Annotated in this window: 25 protein-coding genes; 7 read left to right on the plus strand and 18 right to left on the minus strand. The window is 59.1% G+C overall.

The features are described from left to right. Positions 1–12: 12 nt before the first annotated feature. The 3 genes from ntrC to dusB are packed head-to-tail and all read right to left on the minus strand — an operon-like array spanning position 13 to position 3,622. Positions 13–1,464 (minus strand): nitrogen regulation protein NR(I), encoded by a 1,452-nt coding sequence (ntrC, locus tag F3H58_RS04530; RefSeq protein WP_035217434.1) that lies wholly within the window; start codon positions 1,462–1,464, stop codon positions 13–15. Further along, positions 1,461–2,609, minus strand: a complete 1,149-nt coding sequence (locus tag F3H58_RS04535; protein ID WP_035264009.1) for a two-component system sensor histidine kinase NtrB — start codon at positions 2,607–2,609, stop codon at positions 1,461–1,463. Before F3H58_RS04535 ends, ntrC begins: the two co-directional genes overlap by 4 nt. After that, complete coding sequence (dusB, locus tag F3H58_RS04540) at positions 2,606–3,622, minus strand: tRNA dihydrouridine synthase DusB (protein ID WP_149741386.1); 1,017 nt, start codon at positions 3,620–3,622, stop codon at positions 2,606–2,608. The genes F3H58_RS04535 and dusB overlap by 4 nt, the downstream gene beginning before the upstream one ends. 276 nt (positions 3,623–3,898) lie before the next feature. Between dusB and F3H58_RS04545 the strand changes: the two genes are divergently transcribed. Both F3H58_RS04545 and F3H58_RS04550 read left to right on the plus strand, forming a co-directional pair. After that, entirely contained in the window at positions 3,899–5,086 is a 1,188-nt protein-coding gene (locus F3H58_RS04545; RefSeq protein ID WP_149741387.1) for a bifunctional 2-C-methyl-D-erythritol 4-phosphate cytidylyltransferase/2-C-methyl-D-erythritol 2,4-cyclodiphosphate synthase, read from the plus strand. Continuing rightward, positions 5,083–5,592: a CinA family protein gene (locus F3H58_RS04550; RefSeq protein WP_149741388.1), complete on the plus strand. Its 510-nt coding sequence runs from the start codon at positions 5,083–5,085 to the stop codon at positions 5,590–5,592. The genes F3H58_RS04545 and F3H58_RS04550 overlap by 4 nt, the downstream gene beginning before the upstream one ends. On the opposite strand, the gene F3H58_RS04555 is transcribed toward F3H58_RS04550, so the two are convergent. Both F3H58_RS04555 and F3H58_RS04560 read right to left on the minus strand, forming a co-directional pair. Continuing rightward, entirely contained in the window at positions 5,574–6,029 is a 456-nt protein-coding gene (locus F3H58_RS04555; protein WP_065655387.1) for a type II toxin-antitoxin system RatA family toxin, read from the minus strand. The two genes, F3H58_RS04550 and F3H58_RS04555, sit on opposite strands and share 19 nt — an antisense overlap. Before the next feature lie 9 nt (positions 6,030–6,038). Then, the gene (locus F3H58_RS04560; protein WP_149741389.1) at positions 6,039–6,608 is read right to left on the minus strand and encodes a P-loop NTPase family protein; all 570 of its coding nucleotides are present in this window, start codon (positions 6,606–6,608) and stop codon (positions 6,039–6,041) included. A 239-nt stretch (positions 6,609–6,847) separates the two neighbouring features. Here F3H58_RS04560 and F3H58_RS27100 point away from each other — a divergent pair, with 239 nt between their 5' ends. The 3 genes from F3H58_RS27100 (at position 6,848) to F3H58_RS04575 (ending at position 8,911) form a co-directional block, all read left to right on the plus strand. Next, positions 6,848–7,024 carry a hypothetical protein gene (locus F3H58_RS27100; protein WP_003496171.1) on the plus strand — a complete coding sequence of 59 codons (177 nt, stop codon included), beginning with the start codon at positions 6,848–6,850 and terminating at the stop codon, positions 7,022–7,024. Positions 7,025–7,152: 128 nt separating this feature from the next. Next, the gene (locus tag F3H58_RS04570; RefSeq protein ID WP_149741390.1) at positions 7,153–7,887 is read left to right on the plus strand and encodes a helix-turn-helix transcriptional regulator; all 735 of its coding nucleotides are present in this window, start codon (positions 7,153–7,155) and stop codon (positions 7,885–7,887) included. A 94-nt stretch (positions 7,888–7,981) separates the two neighbouring features. Further along, positions 7,982–8,911 carry a DMT family transporter gene (locus tag F3H58_RS04575; RefSeq protein WP_149741391.1) on the plus strand — a complete coding sequence of 310 codons (930 nt, stop codon included), beginning with the start codon at positions 7,982–7,984 and terminating at the stop codon, positions 8,909–8,911. Between the two features lie 163 nt (positions 8,912–9,074). Here the strand turns inward: F3H58_RS04575 and lipA are convergent, their stop codons facing one another. The 12 genes from lipA to F3H58_RS04635 form a co-directional block, all read right to left on the minus strand. Then, positions 9,075–10,046: a lipoyl synthase gene (lipA, locus tag F3H58_RS04580; protein ID WP_077982345.1), complete on the minus strand. Its 972-nt coding sequence runs from the start codon at positions 10,044–10,046 to the stop codon at positions 9,075–9,077. Positions 10,047–10,149: 103 nt separating this feature from the next. Next, positions 10,150–10,398 (minus strand): GlsB/YeaQ/YmgE family stress response membrane protein, encoded by a 249-nt coding sequence (locus F3H58_RS04585; RefSeq protein ID WP_020012453.1) that lies wholly within the window; start codon positions 10,396–10,398, stop codon positions 10,150–10,152. A gap of 99 nt (positions 10,399–10,497) precedes the next feature. Then, positions 10,498–11,943: a dihydrolipoyl dehydrogenase gene (gene lpdA, locus F3H58_RS04590; protein ID WP_149741392.1), complete on the minus strand. Its 1,446-nt coding sequence runs from the start codon at positions 11,941–11,943 to the stop codon at positions 10,498–10,500. A 57-nt stretch (positions 11,944–12,000) separates the two neighbouring features. Beyond that, positions 12,001–12,642 carry an SGNH/GDSL hydrolase family protein gene (locus F3H58_RS04595; RefSeq protein WP_149741393.1) on the minus strand — a complete coding sequence of 214 codons (642 nt, stop codon included), beginning with the start codon at positions 12,640–12,642 and terminating at the stop codon, positions 12,001–12,003. Further along, positions 12,639–13,112 carry a hypothetical protein gene (locus tag F3H58_RS04600; protein WP_149741394.1) on the minus strand — a complete coding sequence of 158 codons (474 nt, stop codon included), beginning with the start codon at positions 13,110–13,112 and terminating at the stop codon, positions 12,639–12,641. The genes F3H58_RS04595 and F3H58_RS04600 overlap by 4 nt, the downstream gene beginning before the upstream one ends. A 12-nt stretch (positions 13,113–13,124) precedes the next feature. After that, the gene (locus tag F3H58_RS04605) at positions 13,125–14,483 is read right to left on the minus strand and encodes a pyruvate dehydrogenase complex dihydrolipoamide acetyltransferase (protein ID WP_149741395.1); all 1,359 of its coding nucleotides are present in this window, start codon (positions 14,481–14,483) and stop codon (positions 13,125–13,127) included. Between the two features lie 14 nt (positions 14,484–14,497). Beyond that, a complete protein-coding gene (locus F3H58_RS04610) occupies positions 14,498–15,919 on the minus strand; it encodes a pyruvate dehydrogenase complex E1 component subunit beta (protein WP_149741396.1) in 1,422 nt (473 codons plus the stop codon). Positions 15,920–15,936: 17 nt separating this feature from the next. Next, positions 15,937–16,980 carry a pyruvate dehydrogenase (acetyl-transferring) E1 component subunit alpha gene (gene pdhA, locus F3H58_RS04615; protein WP_065653902.1) on the minus strand — a complete coding sequence of 348 codons (1,044 nt, stop codon included), beginning with the start codon at positions 16,978–16,980 and terminating at the stop codon, positions 15,937–15,939. A 153-nt stretch (positions 16,981–17,133) separates the two neighbouring features. Beyond that, entirely contained in the window at positions 17,134–17,451 is a 318-nt protein-coding gene (locus F3H58_RS04620) for an FtsB family cell division protein (RefSeq protein WP_003502598.1), read from the minus strand. A 339-nt stretch (positions 17,452–17,790) separates the two neighbouring features. Beyond that, positions 17,791–19,065: a phosphopyruvate hydratase gene (gene eno, locus F3H58_RS04625; protein WP_149741397.1), complete on the minus strand. Its 1,275-nt coding sequence runs from the start codon at positions 19,063–19,065 to the stop codon at positions 17,791–17,793. A 140-nt stretch (positions 19,066–19,205) separates the two neighbouring features. Further along, positions 19,206–20,051, minus strand: coding sequence for a 3-deoxy-8-phosphooctulonate synthase (gene kdsA / locus F3H58_RS04630; RefSeq protein ID WP_078053958.1), 846 nt, complete (start codon positions 20,049–20,051; stop codon positions 19,206–19,208). Then, complete coding sequence (locus F3H58_RS04635; RefSeq protein WP_149741398.1) at positions 20,051–20,926, minus strand: VOC family protein; 876 nt, start codon at positions 20,924–20,926, stop codon at positions 20,051–20,053. Before F3H58_RS04635 ends, kdsA begins: the two co-directional genes overlap by 1 nt. A gap of 272 nt (positions 20,927–21,198) precedes the next feature. On the opposite strand from F3H58_RS04635, the gene F3H58_RS04640 reads away from it, so the two are divergent. Further along, positions 21,199–21,678, plus strand: coding sequence for a MarR family winged helix-turn-helix transcriptional regulator (locus tag F3H58_RS04640; RefSeq protein ID WP_149741399.1), 480 nt, complete (start codon positions 21,199–21,201; stop codon positions 21,676–21,678). Continuing rightward, a complete protein-coding gene (locus F3H58_RS04645) occupies positions 21,668–22,543 on the plus strand; it encodes an amidohydrolase family protein (RefSeq protein ID WP_144574489.1) in 876 nt (291 codons plus the stop codon). The genes F3H58_RS04640 and F3H58_RS04645 overlap by 11 nt, the downstream gene beginning before the upstream one ends. 277 nt (positions 22,544–22,820) lie before the next feature. Here F3H58_RS04645 and ligM read toward each other — a convergent pair whose 3' ends face one another. Further along, entirely contained in the window at positions 22,821–24,236 is a 1,416-nt protein-coding gene (gene ligM, locus F3H58_RS04650; RefSeq protein ID WP_149741400.1) for a vanillate/3-O-methylgallate O-demethylase, read from the minus strand. Positions 24,237–24,340 lie beyond the last annotated feature (104 nt).

A 24,340-nucleotide genomic window follows, 5' to 3' on the forward strand; every position in this document is an offset into this window, starting at 1 on the left:
TTGTCAACATTCTCAGCTTGGGCGGGAGCTGCGATAAACGGAAACGCCAAGCTCGCGGATTTTCTTGCGCAGCGTATTGCGGTTCAGGCCGAGAAGATCGGCGGCCTTGATCTGGTTGCCGCGTGTCGCCGTCAAAGCCGCGAGAATCAGTGGATATTCGAGTTCGCGCAGAACGCGGTCGTAAAGGCCGGGCGGCGGCAGGCCATCGCCGAAACTGGCGAAATAATCCCGCATATTTTCTTCCACCGCCTGCGAAATGGTGAGCGACCCCGTACGGACCGCCATCTTGTCGAGCGGGCTGTCGGGAACATCCGATTGCAATTCCTGCTCGATGATCTCGCGGGTGATGACTTCCTGCGGGTAAAGCGCCATCAGGCGGCGGATCAGGTTTTCCAGCTCGCGCACGTTGCCCGGCCAGGCATAGGCCTTCATGACCTCCAGCGCCTCGCTCTCGAAACGCTTGCCTTCCAGACCTTCCTTTTCGCCCTGCTGGATGAAGTGGCGCACCAGATCGGGAATATCCTCGGCGCGGTCACGCAGCGGCGGCAGCCGCAGCGGCACGACGTTCAGGCGATAATAGAGGTCTTCGCGGAAAAGGCCCTGATTGATCGACTGCTTCAGGTCCTTGTTGGTGGCGGCAACGATGCGGACATCGGTGCGGATCGGCGTACGGCCGCCCACCGTCGTATATTCGCCCTGCTGCAACACGCGCAGCAGGCGTGTCTGGGCGTCCATTGGCATGTCGCCGATCTCGTCGAGGAACAGCGTGCCGCCCTCGGCCTGTTCGAAACGGCCGGTCGAGCGGTTCTGCGCGCCGGTGAAGGCGCCCTTCTCATGGCCGAAGAGTTCGGATTCGATCAGGTCGCGCGGGATTGCCGCCATGTTGATGGCGACGAAGGGGCCGTTGCGGCGTTTGCCGTAATCATGCAGCGCGCGCGCCACCAGTTCCTTGCCGGTGCCGGATTCACCGGTGATCATCAGCGTCAGGTCGGTCTGCATCAGGCGGGCGAGAACGCGGTAGATTTCCTGCATCGCCGCCGAGCGGCCAACGAGCGGCATGCCGTCCTGCATGTCGTCATCGAGCTTCGCCGGCTTGCGCTTCGGCTCAGACAAAGCGCGGCCGATGATGGCGATCAGTTCCGTCAGGTCGAAGGGCTTCGGCAGATAGTCGTAAGCGCCTTTTTCCGAGGCCTTGATGGCCGTCATGAAGGTGTTCTGCGCACTCATGACCAGAACCGGCAGGTCCGGGCGGGCCTTCTTGATGCGCGGCAGAAGGTCGAAGGCGTTTTCATCCGGCATCACGACATCGGTTACGACAAGATCGCCCTCGCCCGCCGAAACCCAGCGCCAGAGCGTGGCGGCATTGGAGGTGATGCGCACGTCGTAACCGGCGCGGCTCAGCGCCTGGTTCAGCACCGTGCGGATTGCGGCATCATCATCGGCGACGAGGATCGTAGCTGTCATTGGTCATTTCCTGTCGTGTTCGGCAAAGAGCGGTCGTCGAGCGCCACTTCCGGCGAGACGGGCATCAATACGCGGAAAGTCGTGCGGTGGTTCTGGCTGTCGCATTCCACAATGCCGCCATGGGCGCCGATCAGCTTGGCGACAAGCGCCAGCCCGAGGCCCGAACCATTCGTCTTGGTGGTGATGAAGGGATCGAAAAGATGTGGCAAAAGATCGGCCGGAACGCCTGGTCCATTGTCATGAACGCAGAATTCGAGCGGCAGCGAGATGCGCTCGCGGCTGCCGGCGACCGAAAGCCGCATGCCGGGGCGATAGGCGGTGGTGAGGATGATTTCGCCGTCCGGCTGGTTGCCCACGGCTTCCGCCGCATTCTTCACCAGATTGAGAAACACCTGCACCAGCTGGTCGCGATTGGCATAAACAGGCGGCAACGAGGGGTCGTAGTTTTCCGAAATCTTGATGTTGCGGGCAAAACCGGCCTTGGCGATGGCCTTCACATGATCGAGCACGGAATGGATGTTGACCGGCACGCGATCCACCGGCCGCTCGTCGGAAAACACCTCCATACGGTCGACCAGCGAGACGATGCGGTCGGTCTCGTCGCAGATCAGCCGCGTCAGCGCCCGGTCTTCATCGGCAACCGACGTCTCAAGCAGCTGGGCAGCGCCGCGAATGCCAGACAGCGGGTTCTTGATCTCATGGGCGAGCATGGAGGCAAGGCCGGTAACGGAGCGCGCCGCCGCCCGGTGGGTCAATTGCCGGTCGATCTTGTCGGCCATCGACCTCTCCTGGAAGACGACGACCACCGATCCCGGTTCGCTGACAACGGGCGCGACATAAAGATCGACCAGCTTGTCCTGGCCAAGACGCGGCGAACTCAGATCGACGCGATATTCGTTGACCGGCGCGCGGCGCTCCCGCACCTGATCGATCAGTGCGAGCAACGGGCTGCCGAATGGAATGAAGGTGGAAACGCGGTAGCGCGCGAGATGGGAGGCGCTCGCCCCGAAAAAGGCTTCGGCTTCCCAGTTAGCGAAGGCGATGAAACCTTCGGCATCCACCAGAATAACCGGGTTCTGCACCGCGTTCAGAACCGCCATGGCAAGCGGGTTTGCATCTGCCGGGCTGTGTTTGTCAGCGCTCATGCGGCCTTCCTTGCGGCGTCTTCGCCCGCATTTTCGCTAAGGGCGGAGCGCAGCAGATCCGCCACTTCCGCCGTGTCACGCGATGTCATGATTTCAGCCTTGTCAGGCGTGGCGATCTCTGGCGCGAAACGGTCGAGATACCAGCCGAGGTGTTTGCGGGCATGCCGGAGACCGGCTTCCCTTCCATAAAATTCCAGCATCATCTCGTAATGTTCGATGGCGATGGCGGGAATATCGTCGCGGTGCGGCGCTGAATGTCCGGCAAGCACCGCCGGCAGCCAGGGTTGCCCCTGCGCGCCGCGCCCGACCATGACGGCATCAGCACCCGAGCGGCGCAGGATTTCCCGTGCGTCCCCGGCCGTTTCCACATCGCCATTGGCGATCAGCGGCACGGAAATCACCTCACGCACGGCGCGGATGGCATTCCAGTCCGCCCGCCCCTCGTAAAACTGCATGCGGGTGCGGCCGTGAATGGTGATCAGCTGAACACCTGCGGCTTGAGCCCGGCGGGCGATCTCCGGCGCATTGATCGTGTTTTCGTCCCAGCCGAGCCGCATCTTCAGCGTCACGGGTACATCGACCGCGCCGACAGTCGCCTCGATGAGCGAGAGTGCATGATCGGGATCGCGCATCAAAGCCGAGCCGGAATAACCACCCGTCACCTTCTTGGCTGGACAGCCCATATTGATATCGATGATTCCGGCGCCATTATCGGCGGCGATCTTGGCTGCCTCGGCCATGAAATGCGCTTCGCGCCCGGCGAGCTGCACCATATGCGGAACCATGCCGGCATTTTTCAGCCGCGCCCAGGATTCCCCTCGGTTGGCGACGAGCTCACGGCTTGCCACCATTTCCGTAACGACAAGGCCCGCGCCATAACGCCAGGCAAGCTGCCGGAACGGTAGATCCGTCACACCCGACATGGGCGCCAGCACGGCACGATTACGGATCGTGACTGAGCCGATGCTGAACGGTTCTGACAACTCCGGAAGATGCAATTGATGATCTTTCATGCAGAAGGGTTATTTGCATTATTTTTAGACAGTGTTTGTGCAGTTGCCAAGCACTTTTAGAGGGTTGCACCTTTTATTTGCTGGGCGACTGCCTGCCTGTTTTGCTGTCGGCAGCAATTTGTGCAGGTTCGAACACGCAATGGTGGCTGATCCTGCATCATGCAGGGGCGAATGCGCGTCTTATCGGGCTGGCCATCCGGGTTTTGAAACGCTAGAGCAGGACTGTCAACCGCTAAGGGTTGCGCGCAAAGCATAAGACCAATGCAGGAAAGTACCATGAAACTCGGCATCGTCATCGTCGCCGCCGGACGCGGAGAAAGAGCGGGTTCTCCCGAGGAAGGGCCGAAACAATATCGCCCTATCGGAGGCAGGGCCGTGATCGAGCATACATTGTCGACCTTCCTTGCCTGGGATCGTGCCTCCCCCATCGTGATCGTCGGCCATGCAGACGATGCGGCACTGCTGTCGCCGATCCTCCAGCGGCTTGATGCCGGCGAGCGGATCGTTACCGTCACGGGCGGCGCAACACGCCAGCAATCGGTGCTTGCCGGGCTGGAAGCACTCTCTTCGGAAGAGCTGACGCATGTGATGATCCATGATGCCGTGCGGCCTTTCGTCTCCGTGGACATGCTGGAACGCATCGTCGCCCTGCACCGGGCCGGCGCCAGCGGCGTTCTGCCTGCCCTCTCCGTCACCGACACGCTGAAGCGCGGCTCGGATGGTCGCGTCGTGGAAACGGTTTCCCGGCAGGGGCTTTATGCCGCGCAGACACCGCAGAGTTTCGGCTACGGCGATATTCTCGCCGCGCACCGCGCCGCTGCCGCCTCCGGAAAGTCCGATTTTACCGATGATGCTTCGATTGCCGAATGGGCGGGACTGACGGTGACGCTGACCGAAGGTTCGGTCGACAATGTAAAACTCACTCTCAAGCGGGATATCACCATGGCCGATGAAAAGCTCTCCCACGGATTGCCGGACGTGCGCACCGGCAATGGTTACGACGTGCATCAGCTGGAAGCCGGCGACGGCGTGACGTTGTGCGGCGTCTTCATCGAACACGACCAGAAACTCAAAGGTCATTCGGATGCCGATGTGGCTTTGCATGCGCTGACGGATGCGCTGCTCGCCACCTGTGGCGCCGGCGATATCGGCGATCACTTCCCGCCTTCCGATCCGCAATGGAAGGGTGCCGCCTCGCGCATCTTCCTCGAACATGCGGCCAAAGTGGTTCGCGACAATGGCGGCACGATCATGAATGCCGATGTCTCGCTGATTGCGGAAGCACCGCGCATCGGCCCGCATCGGCAAGCCATGCGCGAAGCACTGTCGGACATGCTGGGCATCGCGCTGGAGCGCTGCTCGGTGAAGGCGACGACCAATGAGACCATCGGTTTCGTCGGCCGCCGGGAAGGCATCGCTGCAATCGCCACCGCTACTGTCGTCTACAGGGGTAGACCCTTATGAGCCTTTTTCCCGCCGACATAGAAGAGCTGGCGCGACAGATCATTGTCGATTTCACCACGCATGGTTTCATGGTCTCGACCGCGGAAAGCTGCACGGGCGGCCTGATCGCCGGTGCCCTGACGGAGATTGCCGGCTCCTCCGCTGTCGTTGACCGTGGTTTTGTCACCTATACCAATGAAGCCAAGATGGACATGCTGGGCGTTGGCGCCGAGACGCTGGCGAATTTCGGCGCGGTATCCCGGCAGACGGCGTTGCAGATGGCGCATGGCGCCCTCTTCCGTTCCCGCGCGGATTTCGCCGTGGCGGTAACTGGCATCGCCGGTCCGGGTGGCGGTTCCCCCGACAAGCCGGTGGGGCTGGTGCATCTGGCCGCAAAGGCGCGCAGCGGTAAAATCCTGCATCGAGAAATGCGTTATGGCGAGATCGGCCGCACAGAAATCCGGCTTGCGACGGTGAGAACGGCGCTTGAGATGCTGATTGCCCTCAATCAGGCCGGGTCCGTGTAGATTTTATCCGCACGCGTTTCGAAGGCTTCTGCGAACATGCGAAAGGCCCGGTCGAACATCGACCCCATGACCGCGCCGAGCAGACGGTTCTTGAATTCGTAATCGATGAAGAAATGAATGGCTGAGCCGCCCTCGTCGGCAGGCTCGAAACGCCAGCGATTGTCGAGATATTTAAACGGACCGTCGATATATTTCACGTCGATGGCGCGCTCGGCCGGGTTCAGCAGCACCTGCGTGGTGAAGGTTTCGCGAATGGCCTTGTAGCCCACCGTCATATCCGCCACCAGCAACACCTTGCCATCGCGCTCCTTGCGCGAACGGACGGTGAGCGCCTCGCAAAGGGGCAGAAACTGCGGATATTTCTCCACATCGGCGACGAGGTCGTACATGCGGTCTGGCGAGTGTTTGACGTGACGATGCGTTTCGAACTGTGGCATGAGCGGCAGTTAATCCTCGATACGCAGAAGATCAAGAAGGCGGCGAAACTGTTTTCGGCTTTTCAGCTGGAATACCGGCACATCAGGACCATAAAGCGCGAAATTCTGCTCGAAGATGGGCGTATGGCGCCGCTCGAAATTCCAGATATAGCGCAGGAATTCGATGTCTATTCTTTCGGGGCACCCCTCCGCCATTTCCGGGCGGGCCTTGCCATACCCCTTGATCGCCCGGCTGACGGCGCCCCACAGGCAGAGCCAGCGCGGCATGCGCACCCACAAAACGATGTGGGATCGCGGCAGCCGTATATCGAAAGACGACGGGTTGCTGCCATCCATCAACCAGCGCTCCTCGGCAATGATGGTGGCTATCCTCTCCCGCTGCTCGTCGCGCGGGCGCGCCTGCCAGCCAGGCAGCCAGAAAACATCTCGATCCATGGAGATGTAGCGAAGTCCGAAATTGCGCGCGAGCTTCTGCGAAAGCGTCGATTTGCCGCCGCCGGAACAGCCCACGACCATGATTCGCTGCGCCCCGGCGATGATCGCAGCAGCATCTTCCAGCCTGTGAAGATAGTTTGGCATTTCAGAAACCTCATCTGACTGCTGGATTTTTCTGCCATCGCCCCGCAGCAATATCTTCTCCGTGCATGACAGTTACGGAAAATTGACTATTGTAACCCCGTCGCAGGGATTGCTATTTATTTGCGACTAATATTACACCCATTGGATGCAACGGCGCTGGAAGCTCCCGATTTCACCCAGCGTATTCATCCTTGGGTTCAGACCCGACATATAACCGCTTTGAGCCACTGAGTGAGCCGATGGACGATTTTTCCAACATCATCAACCTTCTCGAATCCGCCAAGCAACTCGCGTCGATGAACGGCATGCCCGTGCTTGCCTATCTGATCGACGTCGCGAAATGCGAGGCGAGAGAGAACAAGCCGGTTCTGCGCAAGCGCAAACGCGGCGAATCGACCGCCAAGGAAGACTGTTAATCGCCGGCGCGCAGAGCCGACCGATAAAGCCGACTGGCCCAATCTTCAAGACGATGTCATAATCAAACAATGAAACTGGCCGCTTTTTCGAGGCGGCCATTTCTTTGCACAATGGAAACGACAGCGTCATGACAGCCGCATCCGCCGATATCAGAACCTACAGGGAAGAAAGACCGAAGGAGCGGCATGGCTTCGTTCAGATCGTTCTTCCGGTTTCCGGGCGGCTTCTGATCGATGTGGCGGGACGGCAGGACGAATTGTCGGCCGGACGCGGCGTGTTCATCCATCGCGATGCGCCGCATACGCAGGAAGCGACGGCAAGCAACCACTCGCTGGTGGTCGATATCGATGAAGAAGCCCTTCCCGAGCAAACGCTCGAGAAATTCGCCCATTCGCCGTTTCTCGATATCGCGCAGGATACCCGGCAATTGATCGCCTATATGCGCGGTGTCATCGGAACAGAGGGGCGACGCGACGATATTGCCGGCCTGTGGGCACCGCTCCTGATCGACAGCCTTGCCAATGAGAAAGCCGACATCCGCCAACGCCTGCACAGGCTCGTTGCACTTATCAGGGCGGAACCGTTCTTCCCCTGGACCATAGAGATGCTCGCCTCCTGCGTGACCATCAGCGACAGCCGCCTGCATGCGCTGTTTCTCGAGGAATTCGGCCTTCCGCCTCACCGCTGGCTGGCCGGGCTGCGCATGGACAAGGTCCGTGCATTGCTCAGCAATTCCACTCTGCCGATTGCCGAGATCGCCTTGCGGGCCGGTTTTTCCGACCAGACTGCACTGACGCGGGCCATGCGCAATGCAGTGGGTGAAACGCCCGCAGCCTACCGTCGGACCTACGGGATTCATTAAAACCACCGGCACATCCGGTCAGGAGTTTTTGTCAAGACAGCTGCAAAGGGCTGTGGCACATCGCAAGCAAATGTGAATGCGGATGTGACATGACATGAACAGAACAGGTCTCGGTGTTTTTTACGGCATGCTGGCGGGTGCGCTCTGGGGCGGTATATTCCTCGCACCCAAACTCGTGCCGGATTTTTCCGCGCTGCAACTCTCGACGGCGCGTTATCTCACCTACGGGCTGATTTCCCTCATTATCATCGGGCCGCGCCTCAAACGGGTATCGGCCCATTTCGGTGCGCGCGAATGGTTCGCGCTCGGCTGGCTGAGCATGATTGGCAACATCGCCTATTATGTCTTCATATCGACGGCAGTGAAACTGAGCGGCGTCGCCTTCACGTCGATCATTATCGGCTTCCTGCCGGTTGCCGTTACTGTCATCGGCAGTCGCGATCACGGCGCGGTGTCGCTGAAACGGCTCTGGCCGTCGCTTGCCTTCGGTGCGATCGGCATTATCGGCATCTCCTGGCAGTCGCTAACGGAAAGCGATACGGGGTTGGATATGTCGCGCATCCTTGGCCTTGCCTGCGCGCTGGGCGCGCTCGCATCATGGACGGCCTTCGCGGTTGGCAATGCCCGTTGGCTGTCCCACCTTCATGACGTCAGTGCGGACGACTGGAACATGATGACGGGTGTGGTAACCGGCGCTCTTGCCCTTGCGCTCGCCATCCCCGCCTTCATCTTTGGCGAAAACACGCATGGTACAGAGGACTGGCTGCATTTTGCCGCGGTCGCGGCAGGGCTCGGTTTCACCGCTTCCATTTTGGGAAATGCGCTCTGGAACAGGATGAGCCGCCTTCTGCCGCTCACCATGGTCGGGCAGATGATCCTTTTCGAAACGCTGTTTGCGCTGCTTTACGGTTTTCTTTGGGAAGGACGTGGCCCGACGCTTGTCGAGATCGTCGCAATCTGCTCGGTGGTGCTGAGCGTCGTTCTATGCATGCGGGCGCATCGGCCGGAGAAGGTTGTGGTGTAATCCGGGTGAAGACCAGCGACAGACGGCTGAGCTATTTTACTAGCCTCGCTTCCCACTCACGTTGTCCTCCGGCCTGTCCCGGGAATCCAACCCCGTATCGTATAATCGATAGGTCGCGGATGCTTGGGACAAGCCTAGGCATGACTTGCCGAACCTCTGCCTCTTATTCCGCAGCTGCTAGCAGCTTCTTTTCGCGGGCCGCACGCAGGCGTTCGAAATCGTCACCGGCATGGTGGGACGACCGGGTCAACGGGCTGGACGAGACCATCAGGAAGCCCTTGGTATAGGCCACCGTCTCGTAGGACTTGAATTCCTCCGGCGTGACGTAAGCCTCAACCTTGTGGTGCTTGCGGGTCGGCTGCAGATATTGGCCGATGGTCAGGAAGTCTACGTCAGCGCTGCGCAGGTCGTCCATCAATTGCAGCACTTCGTTGCGCTCTTCGCCAAGGCCGACCATGATGCCTGACTTGGTGAACATCGTCGGGTCCAGTTCCTTCACCCGCTGCAACAGGCGTACGGAGTGGAAGTAACGCGCACCCGGACGAACCGTGAGGTAATTGCCCGGAACGGTTTCCATATTGTGGTTGAAGACGTCAGGCTTGGCGGCGACGACACGTTCCAGCGCACCGGGCTTCTTCAGGAAGTCGGGCGTGAGGATTTCGATTGTTGTCGTCGGAGACGCGGCGCGGATCGCCCAGATGACCTTTTCGAAATGTTCAGCACCGCCATCGGCGAGATCGTCACGGTCAACCGAGGTGATGACGACGTGCGAAAGCCCCATCTGCTTCACGGCTTTGGCGACGTTCTCGGGTTCGTTCATATCAAGCGGATTGGGCTTGCCGGTGGCGACATTGCAGAAGGCGCAGGCACGGGTGCAAATCTCACCCATGATCATGAAGGTCGCGTGCTTCTTGTCCCAGCACTCGCCAATATTCGGACAGCCGGCTTCTTCGCACACCGTGACGAGCTTGTGGCTGCGCACCAGTTCGCGCGTCTCGTGATAACCCTTGGAGGTCGGTGCCTTGACGCGGATCCACTCCGGCTTGCGCATCACCTCGGTATCGGGCTTATGCGCCTTTTCCGGGTGGCGAATGCGCTTTTCGTCGGACGACGTCCTGTCGAGAATAGTGACCATTAAAAACCTGCTTCCATCGCCCCTGGCGACCTAAACATCTGTTGGCCCGATGCTTTAGAACAATTCCAGAAAAAGCGTAAGCCCCTTCCGGTCACGAAGCCTTTCAGCGCCGTACCAGCTTCGCCAGAAACAGCAAAAGGCTGGCGCCGATGAACGAGGTGACGAAATAGCCGAGCCTGCTGTCCTGCACGAAAACATCGAAGGTTCGAAGCACAGCAACGGCAACCACCGAACCGACGATGCCAAGGACGATGTTCATGAAAATGCCGAAGCGCATATCCATGAGCTTGCCCGCAAGCCAGCCGGCGAGACCGCCGATGATGATTGCTGCAATCCAGCCTACACTTTCCATTCCCACGCTCCCTGAAAGAACCAGCCCCTTTTAAGGAGCCTGCATCGAGACATATGGGACACCCGGCATGGTTAGACAATGCCGGGTATCACGGAGCACTTATGCGTTCAGCACACGCCCATAGGCGTCGAGCACGCTTTCTTTCATCGATTCCGAAATGGTCGGATGCGGGAAGATCGTGTGCATCAGGTCTTCTTCTGTCGTCTCCAGATTCATCGCAACAACGAAGCCCTGGATGAGTTCGGTGACTTCCGCGCCCACCATATGCGCGCCAAGCAGCTCACCCGTCTTCTTGTCGAAGATGGTCTTGACCATGCCCTGATCTTCGCCAAGCGCCACGGCCTTGCCGTTCGCCGCAAAGGAGAAGCGACCGACGCGAATATCGCGGCCCTGTTCCTTAGCCTTGGCTTCGGTGAGACCAACCGAGGCGACCTGCGGGTTGCAATAGGTGCAGCCCGGAATCTTGAGCTTGTCCATCGGATGCACATTCGGCAGACCGGCGATCTTTTCGACGCAGATGACGGCCTCATGTTCGGCCTTGTGGGCGAGCAGCGGCGGGCCGGCGACGTCGCCGATGGCGTAGATGCCAGGCACATTGGTCTTGCCGTAACCGTCGATGACGATGAAGCCGCGATCCGTCTTCACGCCGGCAGCCTCGAGGCCGATACCTTCGATATTGGCGACGACGCCGACGGCGGAAATCATCCGGTCGGCGGTGATCTTCTCGGAAGAACCGTCCTTCTTCTCGAGCGTCGCGGTGATGGAGTTCGCGCCCTTCTCCACCTTGGAAACCTTGGTCTCCAGATGAATTTTCATGCCCTGCTTTTCGAGCTGCTTCTTGGCGAAGGTGGAGATTTCTGCATCCTCGACCGGCATGACCTGACTCATGATCTCGACGACGGTCACGTCCACACCCATGGTGCGGTAGAAGCTGGCGAATTCGATGCCGATGGCGCCCGAGCCCATGACGAGCAGCGACTTTGGCAGTTCTTCCGGCTTCATTGCCTCGAAATAGGTCCAGATCAGCTTGCCATCGGGCTCAATGCCGGGCAGTGCGCGCGGGCGGGCGCCTGTCGCGACGATGATGTGCTTGGCGGTGTAGGTGCCCTCACCCAGCGTGTTCTTCGGAACCGGACCCTGCGGCTGAACCACCGGCTTGGCGGACTTGCCGACGACGATCTCGCCCGGCTTGGTGATCTTCGCTTCACCCCAGATGATATCGACCTTGTTCTTCTTGAACAGGAAACCGACGCCATTGTTCATGCGCGCAGCAATGCCGCGCGAACGCGCCACGATTGCCTTGACGTCCGGCTTGATCGAGCCTTCCAGCGTCAGGCCATAATCCTTGGCATGAGTGGCGGTGTGCATGACATCGGCGGTGCGCAGCAGCGCTTTGGTCGGAATACAGCCCCAGTTGGAGCAGATGCCGGCCAGATGCTCACGCTCCACGACGGCAACCTTCATGCCGAGCTGGGCTGCGCGGATCGCGGCAATATAACCGCCCGGTCCCGAACCGATGATGATGACGTCATAAGATTGAGCCATTGGAAATCCTGCCTTGTCCTATCGGGTCGCGAGCAGCGCCACGACCGGGAATTGTTCTTAAAGTCCGAGCATCATGCGGACGACGGGCTCCAGCCCTCGCCCAATGGCCCGCGTATTTTCAGCATCCAGATGGACGCCATCCACCGGCGTCGTGCGGGCGACGGAACCTGCATCGAAAAAGCCGCAATCAAGCTCGTCGGCAAGGTCCCGGTAAACGGATGCCAGCATCGCCGATTCATCGATCGCATCGCGAAAGATCGCGCCCATGACGGGGTTCGCCGTTTCGCAAAGCTGCGGCGGCGCGACGATCAGCACGTCAGGCGCTTCCCATTCGGCTACCTGCCATACATGGTTGCGGACGAGCTTCACCAGCCGTTCGACACCCTTCATGGCGACAATTGCCGATCCATGGATCGATGGCTTCATGTCGTTGGTGCCGAGCATGATGATGACCAGATCAAGCGGCGCGTGGCTGTGCAGCAGCGTCGGAAGAATCCGCGCACCGTTGCGGTCGCAATCGGCCGTCAGATCGTCATAGGCAGTGGTACGACCGCCAAGACCTTCATGGATCACATGCACATCGGAACCGAGCGCCCTTTGCAAGACGCTCGGCCAGAGATCGTCATGGCTATGCCGGCCACCCGTTTCCGCGTTCGATCCCCAGGTCAGGGAATCGCCAAAGCAAAGAACTGATTTCATGCCAGCTTCCCTACTTTATCCATGTTGATCCGCCTCTTCACGCGCAGAATGATGGAGAGCCAGTTCACCAATATCGCTGCCATAGCCGGTACCAAAGCAGCCACTAGATAAGCCTGATCCTGCTTTGATGAGGGATCGGAATATCGGAAAAACAGATATGCCAACCCACCCGCGACAAGAACAAGCAACGCTGTCATCGCAACAGAAACAGCCCTTAGCGGGGCTTGGAACAGCAGCGCAGCAAACGACAATGCTGCAATGATAGCCACCAGAGGAATGAGGTTGACAACGATAAGGAAGAAATCCTGATCCACGATTGCCTCCTCACCCCCGCTTGGTTTGAAATTGCCGGCAACAACAAAGAAGGCCGCCAATCCGCCAAACAGTGCCAGAGAGGCTGAAGAGCACGAAATAGCAAAGGCACGCTTCCGCGACACCTCAGCTTCTTTCGTCAGCTCTTCAGCTCTCATCTCACGCTCCGATCAAACCAGCATGCCCATCGGGTTTTCGATGTAGCGCTTGAAGGCGCCGATCAGTTCGGCTCCCAGCGCGCCATCGACGCAACGGTGGTCGGTGGAAAGTGTGACCGTCATGACATTGGCGATCTTGATCTCGCCGTTCTTCACGACTGCCCGCTGTTCGCCCGCGCCAACCGCCAGAATGGTGGCATGCGGCGGGTTGATGACGGCGGAAAAGCTTTTCACGCCCATCATGCCCATGTTGGACACGGCGGTCGTGCCGCCCTGATATTCCTCGGGCTTCAGCTTGCGCTCTTTCGCGCGCTTGCCGTAGTCCTTCATCTCGTTGGAGATGGTGGAGAGCGACTTCTGCTCGGCCTTGCGGATGATCGGCGTGATCAGGCCACCGGGAATGGACACGGCAACGCCGACATCCGAATGCTTGTGCTTGACCATGGCGCTTTCCGTCCAGGAGACGTTGGCGTCAGGCACGTCACGAAGGGCCAGCGCCAGCGCCTTGATGACCATGTCGTTGACCGACAGCTTGTAGGCCGGCTTGCCGTCCTTTTCAGGGGCAGCGGCGTTGAGCTGGGCGCGCAGCGCCAGAAGCGTATCCAGTTCGCAATCGACCGAAACGTAGAAATGCGGAACGGTCTGCTTGGATTCGACCAGACGCTTGGCAATGACCTTGCGCATGCCGTCATGCGGCACCAGCTCGTAGGAGCCTTCTTCGAACAGCTTGAGAACCGCCTCGTCCGACTGACCCTTGGCGAGCGCCGGAGCCGGTGCACCTGCGGTTGCAGCAGCGGCGGGAGCAGCCTTTGCACCGCCGGAAGCCGCAGCTTTTTCCACATCGGTCTTAACAATGCGGCCATGCGGACCGGAACCGGAGACTGCCGAGAGATCGAGACCGGCTTCCTTGGCGAGACGACGTGCCAACGGCGACGCGAAGATACGCTCGCCGGACTTGGAAACCGGTGCTGGCGTAGACGAAGCAGCAGGCTGGTCGGCAACCGGCTTTTCAGCCTTGGCAGAGACAGCCTCTTCCTTCGGAGCCTCTGCCTTGACGGCCTCCTGCTTCGGAGCTTCCGCCTTGGCAGGAGCCGCATCGCCGCCCTTTGCCGCCTCGGCCACATCCTCGCCATCAGCGGCGAGGATTGCGATGAGAGCGTTGACCTTCACGGCCTCCGTTCCAGCCGGCACGACCAGCTTGGCAACGGTGCCTTCGTCCACGGCTTCCACTTCCATGGTGGCCTTGTCGGTCTCGATCTCGGCGATCACGTCACCGGGAGCGACCTTGTCGCCTTCCTTGACCAGCCACTTGGCCAGATTGCCCTCCTCCATCGTCGGAGAAAGGGCAGGCATGGTGATGTTTATCGGCATCGAAACGCCTCCCCTTACTTGTAGCAGACGGTTTTGACGGCCTGAACGACTTCATCGACGTTTGGCAGAGCCAGCTTTTCGAGGTTCGCCGCATAAGGCATCGGAACGTCCTTGCCGGCAATCGTCAGGATCGGCGCATCGAGATAATCGAAAGCGGCGCGCATGACCTGATTGGCGATGAAGTCACCAACCGATGACTGCGGGAAGCCTTCCTCGACGGTGACCAGACGACCGGTCTTCTTGACCGATTCGATGACCGTGGGCAGATCCATCGGGCGGATGGTGCGCAGGTCGATCAGTTCGACATCGATCCCAAGCTTTTCGAGTTCGGCAACCGCCTTGATCGCGTAGGTCATGCCGATGCCGAAGGAAACGATCGTCGCATCCTTGCCCTTGCGGTGAATGCGCGCCTTGCCGATCGGCAGCACGAAATCATCGAGCTTCGGCACTTCGAAGCTCTGGCCGTAGAGAATTTCGTTCTCAAGGAAGATGACCGGGTTCGGATCGCGGATAGCCGCCTTCAGCAGACCCTTAGCGTCGGCTGCGGTGTAAGGCATGACGACCTTGAGGCCCGGAATATGGCTGTACCATGCGGCGTAACATTGCGAATGCTGAGCGCCAACGCGGGCAGCAGCACCCGAGGGACCACGGAACACCATCGGTGCGCCCATCTGGCCGCCCGACATGTAAAGCGTCTTTGCCGCCGAGTTGACGATCTGGTCGATCGCCTGCATGGCGAAGTTGAAGGTCATGAATTCGACGATGGGTCGCAGGCCCGTCATCGCAGCGCCGACGCCGATACCGGCAAAACCATGCTCGGTGATCGGGGTGTCGATGACCCGGCGCTCGCCGAATTCCTGCAAAAGGCCCTGGGTGATCTTGTAGGCGCCCTGATATTCGGCGACTTCCTCACCCATGACGAAGACTTTTTCGTCGGCGCGCATTTCTTCGGCCATGGCGTCGCGCAGCGCTTCGCGCACGGTCGTCATCACCATTTCCGTACCGGCAGGAATATCCGGATCGGCAGCGACTTCGATCTTCGGGGCTGCCGGAACCTTGGCGGCTTCCTTGGCAGCGCTCGGCTCTTCGGCCGCTTCGCGGGTCTTGCCGCCAGCGGCGTCAGAACCGGAATTGGCAGCTTCAGCCTTCGGCTCTTCCTTCTTGGCGGAAGAAGAGATGGCGTCGGCACTTTCGCCATCCTGAAGGAGAACAGCAATTGCCGTGTTGACCTTTACACCTTCGGTGCCGGCCTCGATCAGCAGCTTGCCGATGACGCCTTCGTCGACGGCTTCCACTTCCATGGTCGCCTTGTCGGTCTCGATTTCGGCGATCACGTCACCGGAGGTAACCTTGTCGCCTTCCTTTTTAAGCCACTTGGAAAGCGTGCCTTCCTCCATGGTCGGAGAAAGGGCGGGCATAAGAATTTCTACTGGCATTGGTTTCCCTTTCCCGATCAGAGCAGAATGTCGGTGTAGAGCTCGGATACATCCGGCTCTGGGTCGTTCTGGGCGAAGTCGGCGCTATCGGCGACGATATCACGGACATCTTTGTCGATGGCCTTCAATTCGTCTTCGCTTGCCCAGCCCTGCTCCAGAAGCCGTGCCTTGACCTGCTCGATCGGGTCATGTTCGGAGCGCATCTTCTGCACTTCGTCCTTGGAACGGTATTTCGCCGGGTCGGACATGGAGTGACCACGGTAACGGTAGGTCAGCATTTCCAGAATGATCGGACCCTTGCCGGAACGGCAATGTTCCAGCGCCTGATCGGCGGCGGCCTTGACGGCGCGCACATCCATGCCATCCACCTGAACGCCGGGAATGCCGAAGGACTGGCCGCGCAGCGAGTAGTTCGACTGGGCGGTGGCGCGGGCGGTCGAGGTGCCCATGGCGTAACGGTTGTTCTCGACGATATAGATGATCGGCAGTTTCCAGAGAGCAGCCATGTTGAAGCTCTCATAGACCTGGCCCTGGTTGGCTGCGCCATCGCCGAAATAGGTCACGGAGACATTGTCGTTGCCGCGATATTTGTTGGCGAATGCGAGACCGGTTCCAAGCGAAACCTGGGCGCCGACGATGCCGTGGCCGCCGTAGAAATGCTTCTCCTTGGAGAACATGTGCATGGAGCCGCCCTTGCCTTTCGACAGGCCGCCCCTGCGGCCGGTCAATTCGGCCATGACACCACGCGCGCTCATGCCGAGAGCCAGCATGTGGCCATGGTCGCGATAAGCGGTGATGACCTGATCGCCTTCCTTCTGCGACATCTGCATGCCGACGACAACGGCTTCCTGGCCGATGTAGAGGTGACAGAAACCACCGATAAAGCCCATGCCGTAGAGCTGGCCGGCCTTTTCCTCGAAGCGGCGGATGAGCAGCATTTCACGGTAGGCGTGAAGTTCGTCTTCCTTGGAGAAGTCGGGGCTGTTCTTGCCGGTGAATTCGGTTGCAGCCTTTGCCGTGGTCTTGCGGCCGGATACGGTCGCTGATTTTCGCGGCGCCATTCATCCCTCCCTGAGTTGCCATTTGAATGGATAGAGTGGCGCGTACCATATGCAAGAAAATGCCATGCAGCAATGCTTTAAACGCATGGCACATATTCACGCTAAGATGCTGTGAATAAATCAGAAATGTTAAATTAACTCAATTTCGGTTAATTAGAAATATGTGTTCATGATGACGATTTCGTCCGTGCGGGACATATTCAGCTGGTAGCGGGAAATCTCGTCGATCATGTCCCGCTCCAGCGAGCCATCGCTCATCAATTCCACCTGCCGCTCCAGCGCCACACGCGCCTGCGTCAGCTTTGCAAGCTCGGCAGTACGGGTGATACGCTGCCGCTCCAGCCGCTCCGTCGCCTGCAGGCCGAAGTCGCCATGGATGGAATGATAACCGAAATAGGAAAGAAAAGCGATCGTGATGGCCGGAACGATCAAACGGCCGAATCGTCTCTTTTTATGATGTCTGGTCCACATGCCGGAGAGAAGCCTTAAAACGCATAACGTGAGTCTCGAGACTAAGGCGGATTGTTTAACTATCCGTTGACCTTAACGGGCGATTGGCAAATGGGCATTAAAAAGCCCGCCGAAAGGCGGGCTGGATTGGCAAAGACGCTAAAAGAACGCTCGTCATGCCGGACTTGATCCGGCATCCAGCCACAGCGCGTCTGCGCTGTGAGAAGAGTCTTTCGCGATCAAGGACTTGATCGCGCTGGACCCCGGATCAAGTCCGGGGTGACGGAGTGCGGACCATACCACTCGCCGCTTAAACGAGCCCGCCAGGCAGCGGGCCACATCAAGAAACCCGAACGCGAATTACCCGCGCAGGATAGAACGGCCGGCGTACGCAGCCTGCGGGCCCAGCATTTCCTCGATGCGGATAAGCTGGTTGTACTTTGCGAGCCGGTCGGAACGGGCAAGCGAGCCGGTCTTGATCTGACCGCAGTTCGTGGCGACCGCGAGATCGGCGATGGTAGAATCTTCGGTTTCGCCAGAACGGTGCGACATGACGGCGGTGTAACCGGCCTTGTGCGCTGTCTCGACCGCATCCAGCGTCTCGGAGAGCGAACCGATCTGGTTGACCTTGACGAGGATGGAGTTTGCGACACCCATCTTGATACCATCACGAAGGCGGGCAGAGTTGGTGACGAAGAGATCGTCGCCGACGAGCTGGCACTTGTTGCCGATGAGATCGGTCAACGTCTTCCAGCCTTCCCAGTCGTCTTCGGCCATGCCGTCTTCGATGGAAATGATGGGGTACTTGGCAACGAGTTCCGCCAGATATTCCGCCATTGCGCCCGGCTCCAGTGTGCGGCCTTCGCCTTCGAGAACGTACTTTCCGTCCTTGAAGAATTCGGTCGAGGCACAGTCAAGACCAACGAACATGTCGTCGCCCGGACGGTAGCCGGCCTTTTCAATCGACTTCATGATGAAATCGAGCGCGGCCGGCGCGCTTTCGAGACCCGGTGCGAAACCGCCCTCGTCGCCGACATTGGTGTTGTGGCCCTGCGCAGACAGTTCTTTCTTCAGCGTGTGGAACACTTCCGAACCCATGCGAACGGCTTCGCGAATGTTTTCCGCGCCAACCGGCAGGATCATGAATTCCTGGAAGTCGATCGGGTTGTCGGCATGCGCGCCGCCATTGATGATGTTCATCATCGGAACCGGCAGAAGATGTGCGTTCGGGCCGCCGACATAACGGTAAAGCGGCAGGCCGGAGGCTTCGGCAGCAGCCTTGGCGACGGCGAGCGATACGCCGAGAATGGCGTTGGCGCCGATGCGCGACTTGTTCGGCGTGCCGTCGAGCACGATCATCGTCTGGTCGATCTGGATCTGGTTTTCAGCGTCAAAGCCGCCGATGGCGTCGAAGATTTCCGTGTTGACGGCTTCGACCGCCTTTTCCACGCCCTTGCCGAGATAACGCTTGCCACCATCGCGCAGCTCAACCGCCTCATGCGCGCCGGTGGAAGCGCCTGACGGAACGGCCGCACGGCCCATGGAGCCGTCTTCGAGGTACACATCGACTTCAACGGTCGGGTTGCCGCGGCTGTCGAGGATTTCGCGCGCGATGATATCGGTAATGGCAGTCATGGTCTCTCCCTTGGGAATGGAACAGATATTTTCAGTCGCCTGTCTTAGACGATGGCGAAGAAATTACAATGACGGCGGGCGGCAGAAATGGCCCGCCCGCCATTAAAATCGATTGGCACAGACTGTGCTCGCCCCGCCCCTCAGGCTTTGGTAATGGCGTCGAAAGCAAGCAGCTTTTCGAGCAGTTTCGGCATGTCCTTAAGATGAACCATGTTGGGGCCGTCGGACGGTGCATTGTCCGGGTCCTCATGGGTTTCGATGAAGAGCCCGGCGACGCCGACAGCAACCGCCGCCCGCGCCAGAGTCTCGACGAATTCGCGCTGGCCGCCCGTGGAACCGCCCTGCCCGCCCGGCTGCTGGACCGAATGCGTGGCGTCAAAGACAACAGGCGCGCCGAGCGAAGCCATGATCGGCAGCGAGCGCATGTCGGAAACAAGCGTGTTGTAACCGAAGGAGGCGCCGCGCTCGCACAGAAGCACATTCGGATTGCCGCTCTCATTCAGCTTGGCCAGCACGTTCTTCATGTCCCAGGGAGCGAGGAATTGGCCCTTCTTGACATTGATGACGCGGCCGGTTTTTGCCGCGGCGACGAGAAGATCGGTCTGGCGGCTGAGAAAGGCCGGGATTTGCAGCACATCCACCACTTCGGACACAATGGCGCATTGTTCTTCGGTGTGAATGTCGGTCAGAACAGGAAAGCCGAATTCCTTCTTGAGATCGGCGAAAACCTGCATGGCGCTCTCAAGGCCGATGCCGCGCTTGCCGGAAAGCGACGTACGGTTCGCCTTGTCGAAGGACGACTTATAAACGAGCCCGATCCCCAGCTTGTCGCAAAGCTCCTTCAGAACGCCAGCGATCATGAAGGCATGTTCCCGGCTTTCCATCTGGCAGGGGCCGGCGATCAGGGAAAATCGCTCGCTATTGGAAAAGGAAACCGAATTGGCGCCGTCGCCGGCGGTGACTTTGAGATTGTTCGTAACGCTCATCATTTTTCCTCGAAGGCGAAGGCAACGCCCTGACCGGGTACTGCGGGCACCACCAGACGGCCACCCGCTTCTGCTGAGGACACGCCATTAGCAGCAAGCACCGCCGCTGTCACGGCAAGATCGTTGACGGAGAAGACGATGCCCGTTCCGCGCAAACCGCCCGCGGTTTCGCTGGATGCATCTATGGCCGCGTCGCCGAAGGCAGGCTTTTCCGTCAATCTGATCGCCGCATTTGCCGTCGCAAACATGGCGTCACCATCGGGAGACAGAGTGGATGAAATACCGAACACCGCTTCGACCAGCTCCCCTGCCCTCTGATCCGCGCCCGGGCTCAGGACGATTTCAGCGAGCCCGGTGACGCCGTTCGCATGGCGCTCCAGCGCGGACCGGTCACCCGGCAAGGCTTTGACACGCTGGCAGCTGAACAGGAAAAAATCTGCAGCCGATCCGCTTGCGGCAAACGCCAATCGAAATGACGCTTCGCTTCTCGATCCATCTGGCATCTGCACCGGTCGCGAAAATTCGAAAATATCGCCGGCGGATAAGCCTGAGGAGATAAACCGCTGATGATCGGAAAGGGCGTCTTTCGTTGCTGCGACAAGGGCGGAGAAACCTTCTCCATGCCGCGCCCGGAAGTCGCAATCCCGGCCGGTGAATACATCGGACTTCGCAACAGACTGACGGTATTTAGCCGGATCATGAACTGCAAGCGGCTCCAGATAGGTGCCGTCTGCGATGAAGACACAAGCGTTCATCGTGCCGAAGGGATGGATCGCCTCAGGTGCCACCGTGAAACCGAGCTTCGACAATCGCGCCCTGGCGACATCGATATGCGCAACGGGCAGGACGAGATGATCGACAGGATAAGGTTTCAACTGAACGGCCTCCGTGGACGCAAAATCTGTCCGGCCACAAAAGCACGCCGATGATCAAGAGGCAAACGGTCAGAGGTTTCAAACGCAGGCCCGTGTCCACTGTGTTTCAATTCTGGAACGCCCATAATTGTTGACTTGTAAACAATCCATTCGTAGAGTTATAGAGGATTTGCCGGGTTTGATGTGGCTTCCTGTGAAGGGTATGATGATGCTGGCCGCGCTCCGTTCGACAGACGCGGTTCACGCCTCGCAAAGCATGAAACGGAAATAGCATGGACCAACTCCCCCGCAGGACGACCGACGTCAATCTCGACCGGCTGGAGACAGCGCTCGGTTTCCTCATCCGCCTCGCCCAGCTCAAGACCTATGACGATTTTTTCACGGCACTCGGGGATTCGGGCATGCGGCCGGGGGAATTCTCCGTGCTTTTCGTCATCATGCACAATCCCGGCATTCGTCAGACAGCGCTCGGCCAGCGGCTGATGATCAAGCGCGCGCATATGACGAAACTGATCCGTGCTTTCGAAGACAGGGGCCTGGTGACCCGCCGTGTTCCCGATGACGATCGCCGCGCCATCGAACTGACGCTTTCCGCGGAAGGCGTCGCGCATGTGCGCAAGGAGAGCGAGTGGTTCTTTTCGCACGAGGCAACGCTCGGCGCGGGCCTGACCACGGTCGAGCGCGATCAGTTCATCGCCCTGCTGCATAAATTTCTAGGCATGAATTTGGGAGAAACAGGCCGTGAATATTGATGAACTCGTCGCCATAGATGTGCATACCCATGCCGAGGAGCCGTGCTGCGGCCCGCGCGATGATGGTTATGATGAATTTCAGGCCGGCATGGCGAAATATTTCAAGAACCCCGCCGGTCACAAGGGCATGTTGCCCACGGTGCAAGAAACCGCCGCCTATTATCGCGAGCGCAAAATCGGCTGCGTGATTTTTCCGGTCGATGCGGAACGGGAAACCGGTTTTCGCCGCTATGAAAATGAAGAAGTGGCGAAGATCGCTGCCGAGAACAGCGACATCATGATCCCTTTTGCGTCGATCGACCCTGCCAAGGGCAAGGCCGGCGCTCGCGAAGCGAGGCGTCTGGTGCGTGAGTTCGGGGTGAAAGGCTTCAAGTTTCACCCGACGATGCAGGGCTTTTACCCCAACGACCGCATGGCGTACCCGCTTTACGAAGCGATCGCCGAGGAAGGCGCAATCACGCTTTTCCACACTGGTCAGACCGGGGTTGGCGCTGGCCTTCGCGGCGGCATGGCAATGCGGCTGAAGTTCTCAAATCCCATCCACCTCGATGACGTCGCGGTCGATTTCCCCGACATGCCGATCATTCTCGCGCACCCCTCCTTCCCATGGCAAGAGGAGGCGCTCTCCGTCGCCACCCACAAGCCGAATGTCTACATCGACATGTCGGGCTGGTCGCCAAAGTATTTTCCACCGATCCTCGTGCAATATGCCAATTCGCTGCTGAAACATAAGATGCTGTTCGGATCGGACTGGCCGGCGATGACACCGGAGCGCTGGCTCAACGATTTCGCCAATATTCCGATTAAAGACGAGGTTCGTCCGCTGATCCTCAAGGAAAACGCAAAAAGGCTGCTGAAGCTCTGAGCCCAGGGGCCACTGTCATTCCATGGGCCTCGGTGTCGAACCGGGGCCTTTTGTTTGCACGAATGAGCGCTTGAAGAGTCAGCAATCGTCGCAAAAAGAAAAAGGCCCACCGTTTACGGCAGGCCTCGTTATTCGTTTAAGCGTTTCCAGTGAAAACTGGACGCTACTCAGCTCATCTCATTGCTCAGGTCCTCAGAGCCGTAAAAGTCACTGACGTGCCTTTACCGCGCCTGCGCCGGGTCGCGCCGCGTCATCTGCATGGCGCAAGCCCAACCTGTCAGGACGCTTTTTTGGTACGCCAGCTGTCTGCGTAATTGTCACGGGCTTCGGCTGCATAAGGCGTCGGCGAGACGCGGACACGGATTTCTTTCTGCTTGTGGCGCTCCGTCGAGGTCTTGCCAGAACCGCCATTCGGCTCTCCCCAGACGAGGGTGAGAACGTCGCCGACGTTGATATCGTTTTCAACGATGCCAAGCGAAAGCATGCAGCGTTCATTGTAGGAATAACCGGTGAACATTGACATGCCGACCTGCTTGCCACCCTTCAAGATAAGATCCGCGCCGGTGGAAGCGTAGTTGGCCTGCGGGAAGTCGATCCATTTGTAATGGTCTTCGCCCGGACGGAACGCGGATGCGATGACATCCACCACATCTTCGGCGTTCCACTCAAAGGTTACCTTCTTGCGCTGCGTCTTGCCTTTCATGGCCTCCAGAGCCGACTTGCCGATGAAGTCATCCTTTTTCCAGCCGATATAGAAGTCGTAGCCCAGCTCGAACGGGTTGACGTAATAGTCCTCGATATTATCGGAAACGAAGCTGCCGCCGATCGCACCCGTCGCCTCATAGCTGTCGGCGCCGAGCCAGTCGCGATAGTCCTTCAACATGCCGTCGCCGGTGTAGATGCCCGGCAGTGGTGACGGTATCCAGCCTGATTCAAGCGTGTTGGTGGAATAGGCGCGGCTGCCGCAACGCACGAGATTGACGCCGGCCTCCTTGGCTGCTTCCAGAATGCAGGAGAGGATGTAGCTCTTGTCTTCATAGGGCCCCCAGACCTCGAGGCCCGGCGCGCCAGACATGCCGTGGCGGAGCGCCTGGACCTTCTTCGAGCCGATATTGATCCAGTCGACATGGAAGAACTTGATGTCAGGTATTGGGCCGCGGTTCAATTTCTCGAAGATCTTCGGCGCATCGGGGCCTTGGATTTGATAGCGGTAATGGGTGCGCAGCACGCGCTCGCCTTCCGGCCGCGACGGGGACCGCGGATCGTGCTTGATGCGGACATTCCACTTCCCATAGGCCGCGCAGAACATCAGCCAGCTGGAGGTTGGTGCACGGCCGACGAGGATGAACTTGTCCTGCCGTTCACGGAAAATGATGTGGTCACCGATGACGTGTCCGTTCGGCGTGACCGGCACAAAGTGCTTCGCGCGATTGAGGTCGAAATTCGAGAAAGAGTTGATGCCGTGATGGGCGAGAAATTTTTCGGCGTCAGGGCCTTCGACGATCAGCTCATCCATATGATGGGACTGGTCAAACAGGACCGCGCCATCGCGCCAGGCAGCCTGCTCGGAGCGCCAATTGCTAAACTCCCCGGCGACAACGGGGTATACATACATACCGATTTTCGAGTTGCGAAGCATTTCAACCGGGTTCGTATATTGCTTCAAAACCTCGGTCAGACTGGAATTCGCCATCATTATCTCCTCCCTGGCAATCGCGTCTATGTATACATGAAACGCCGGGCATCGATAAATTGCAAGCGGAAAATTTCGTGTTTTACGAGCGTATCGGCAAAAAC

Source organism: Rhizobium sp. NFACC06-2 (assembly GCF_900101425.1).
GTDB lineage: Bacteria > Pseudomonadota > Alphaproteobacteria > Rhizobiales > Rhizobiaceae > Agrobacterium > Agrobacterium leguminum.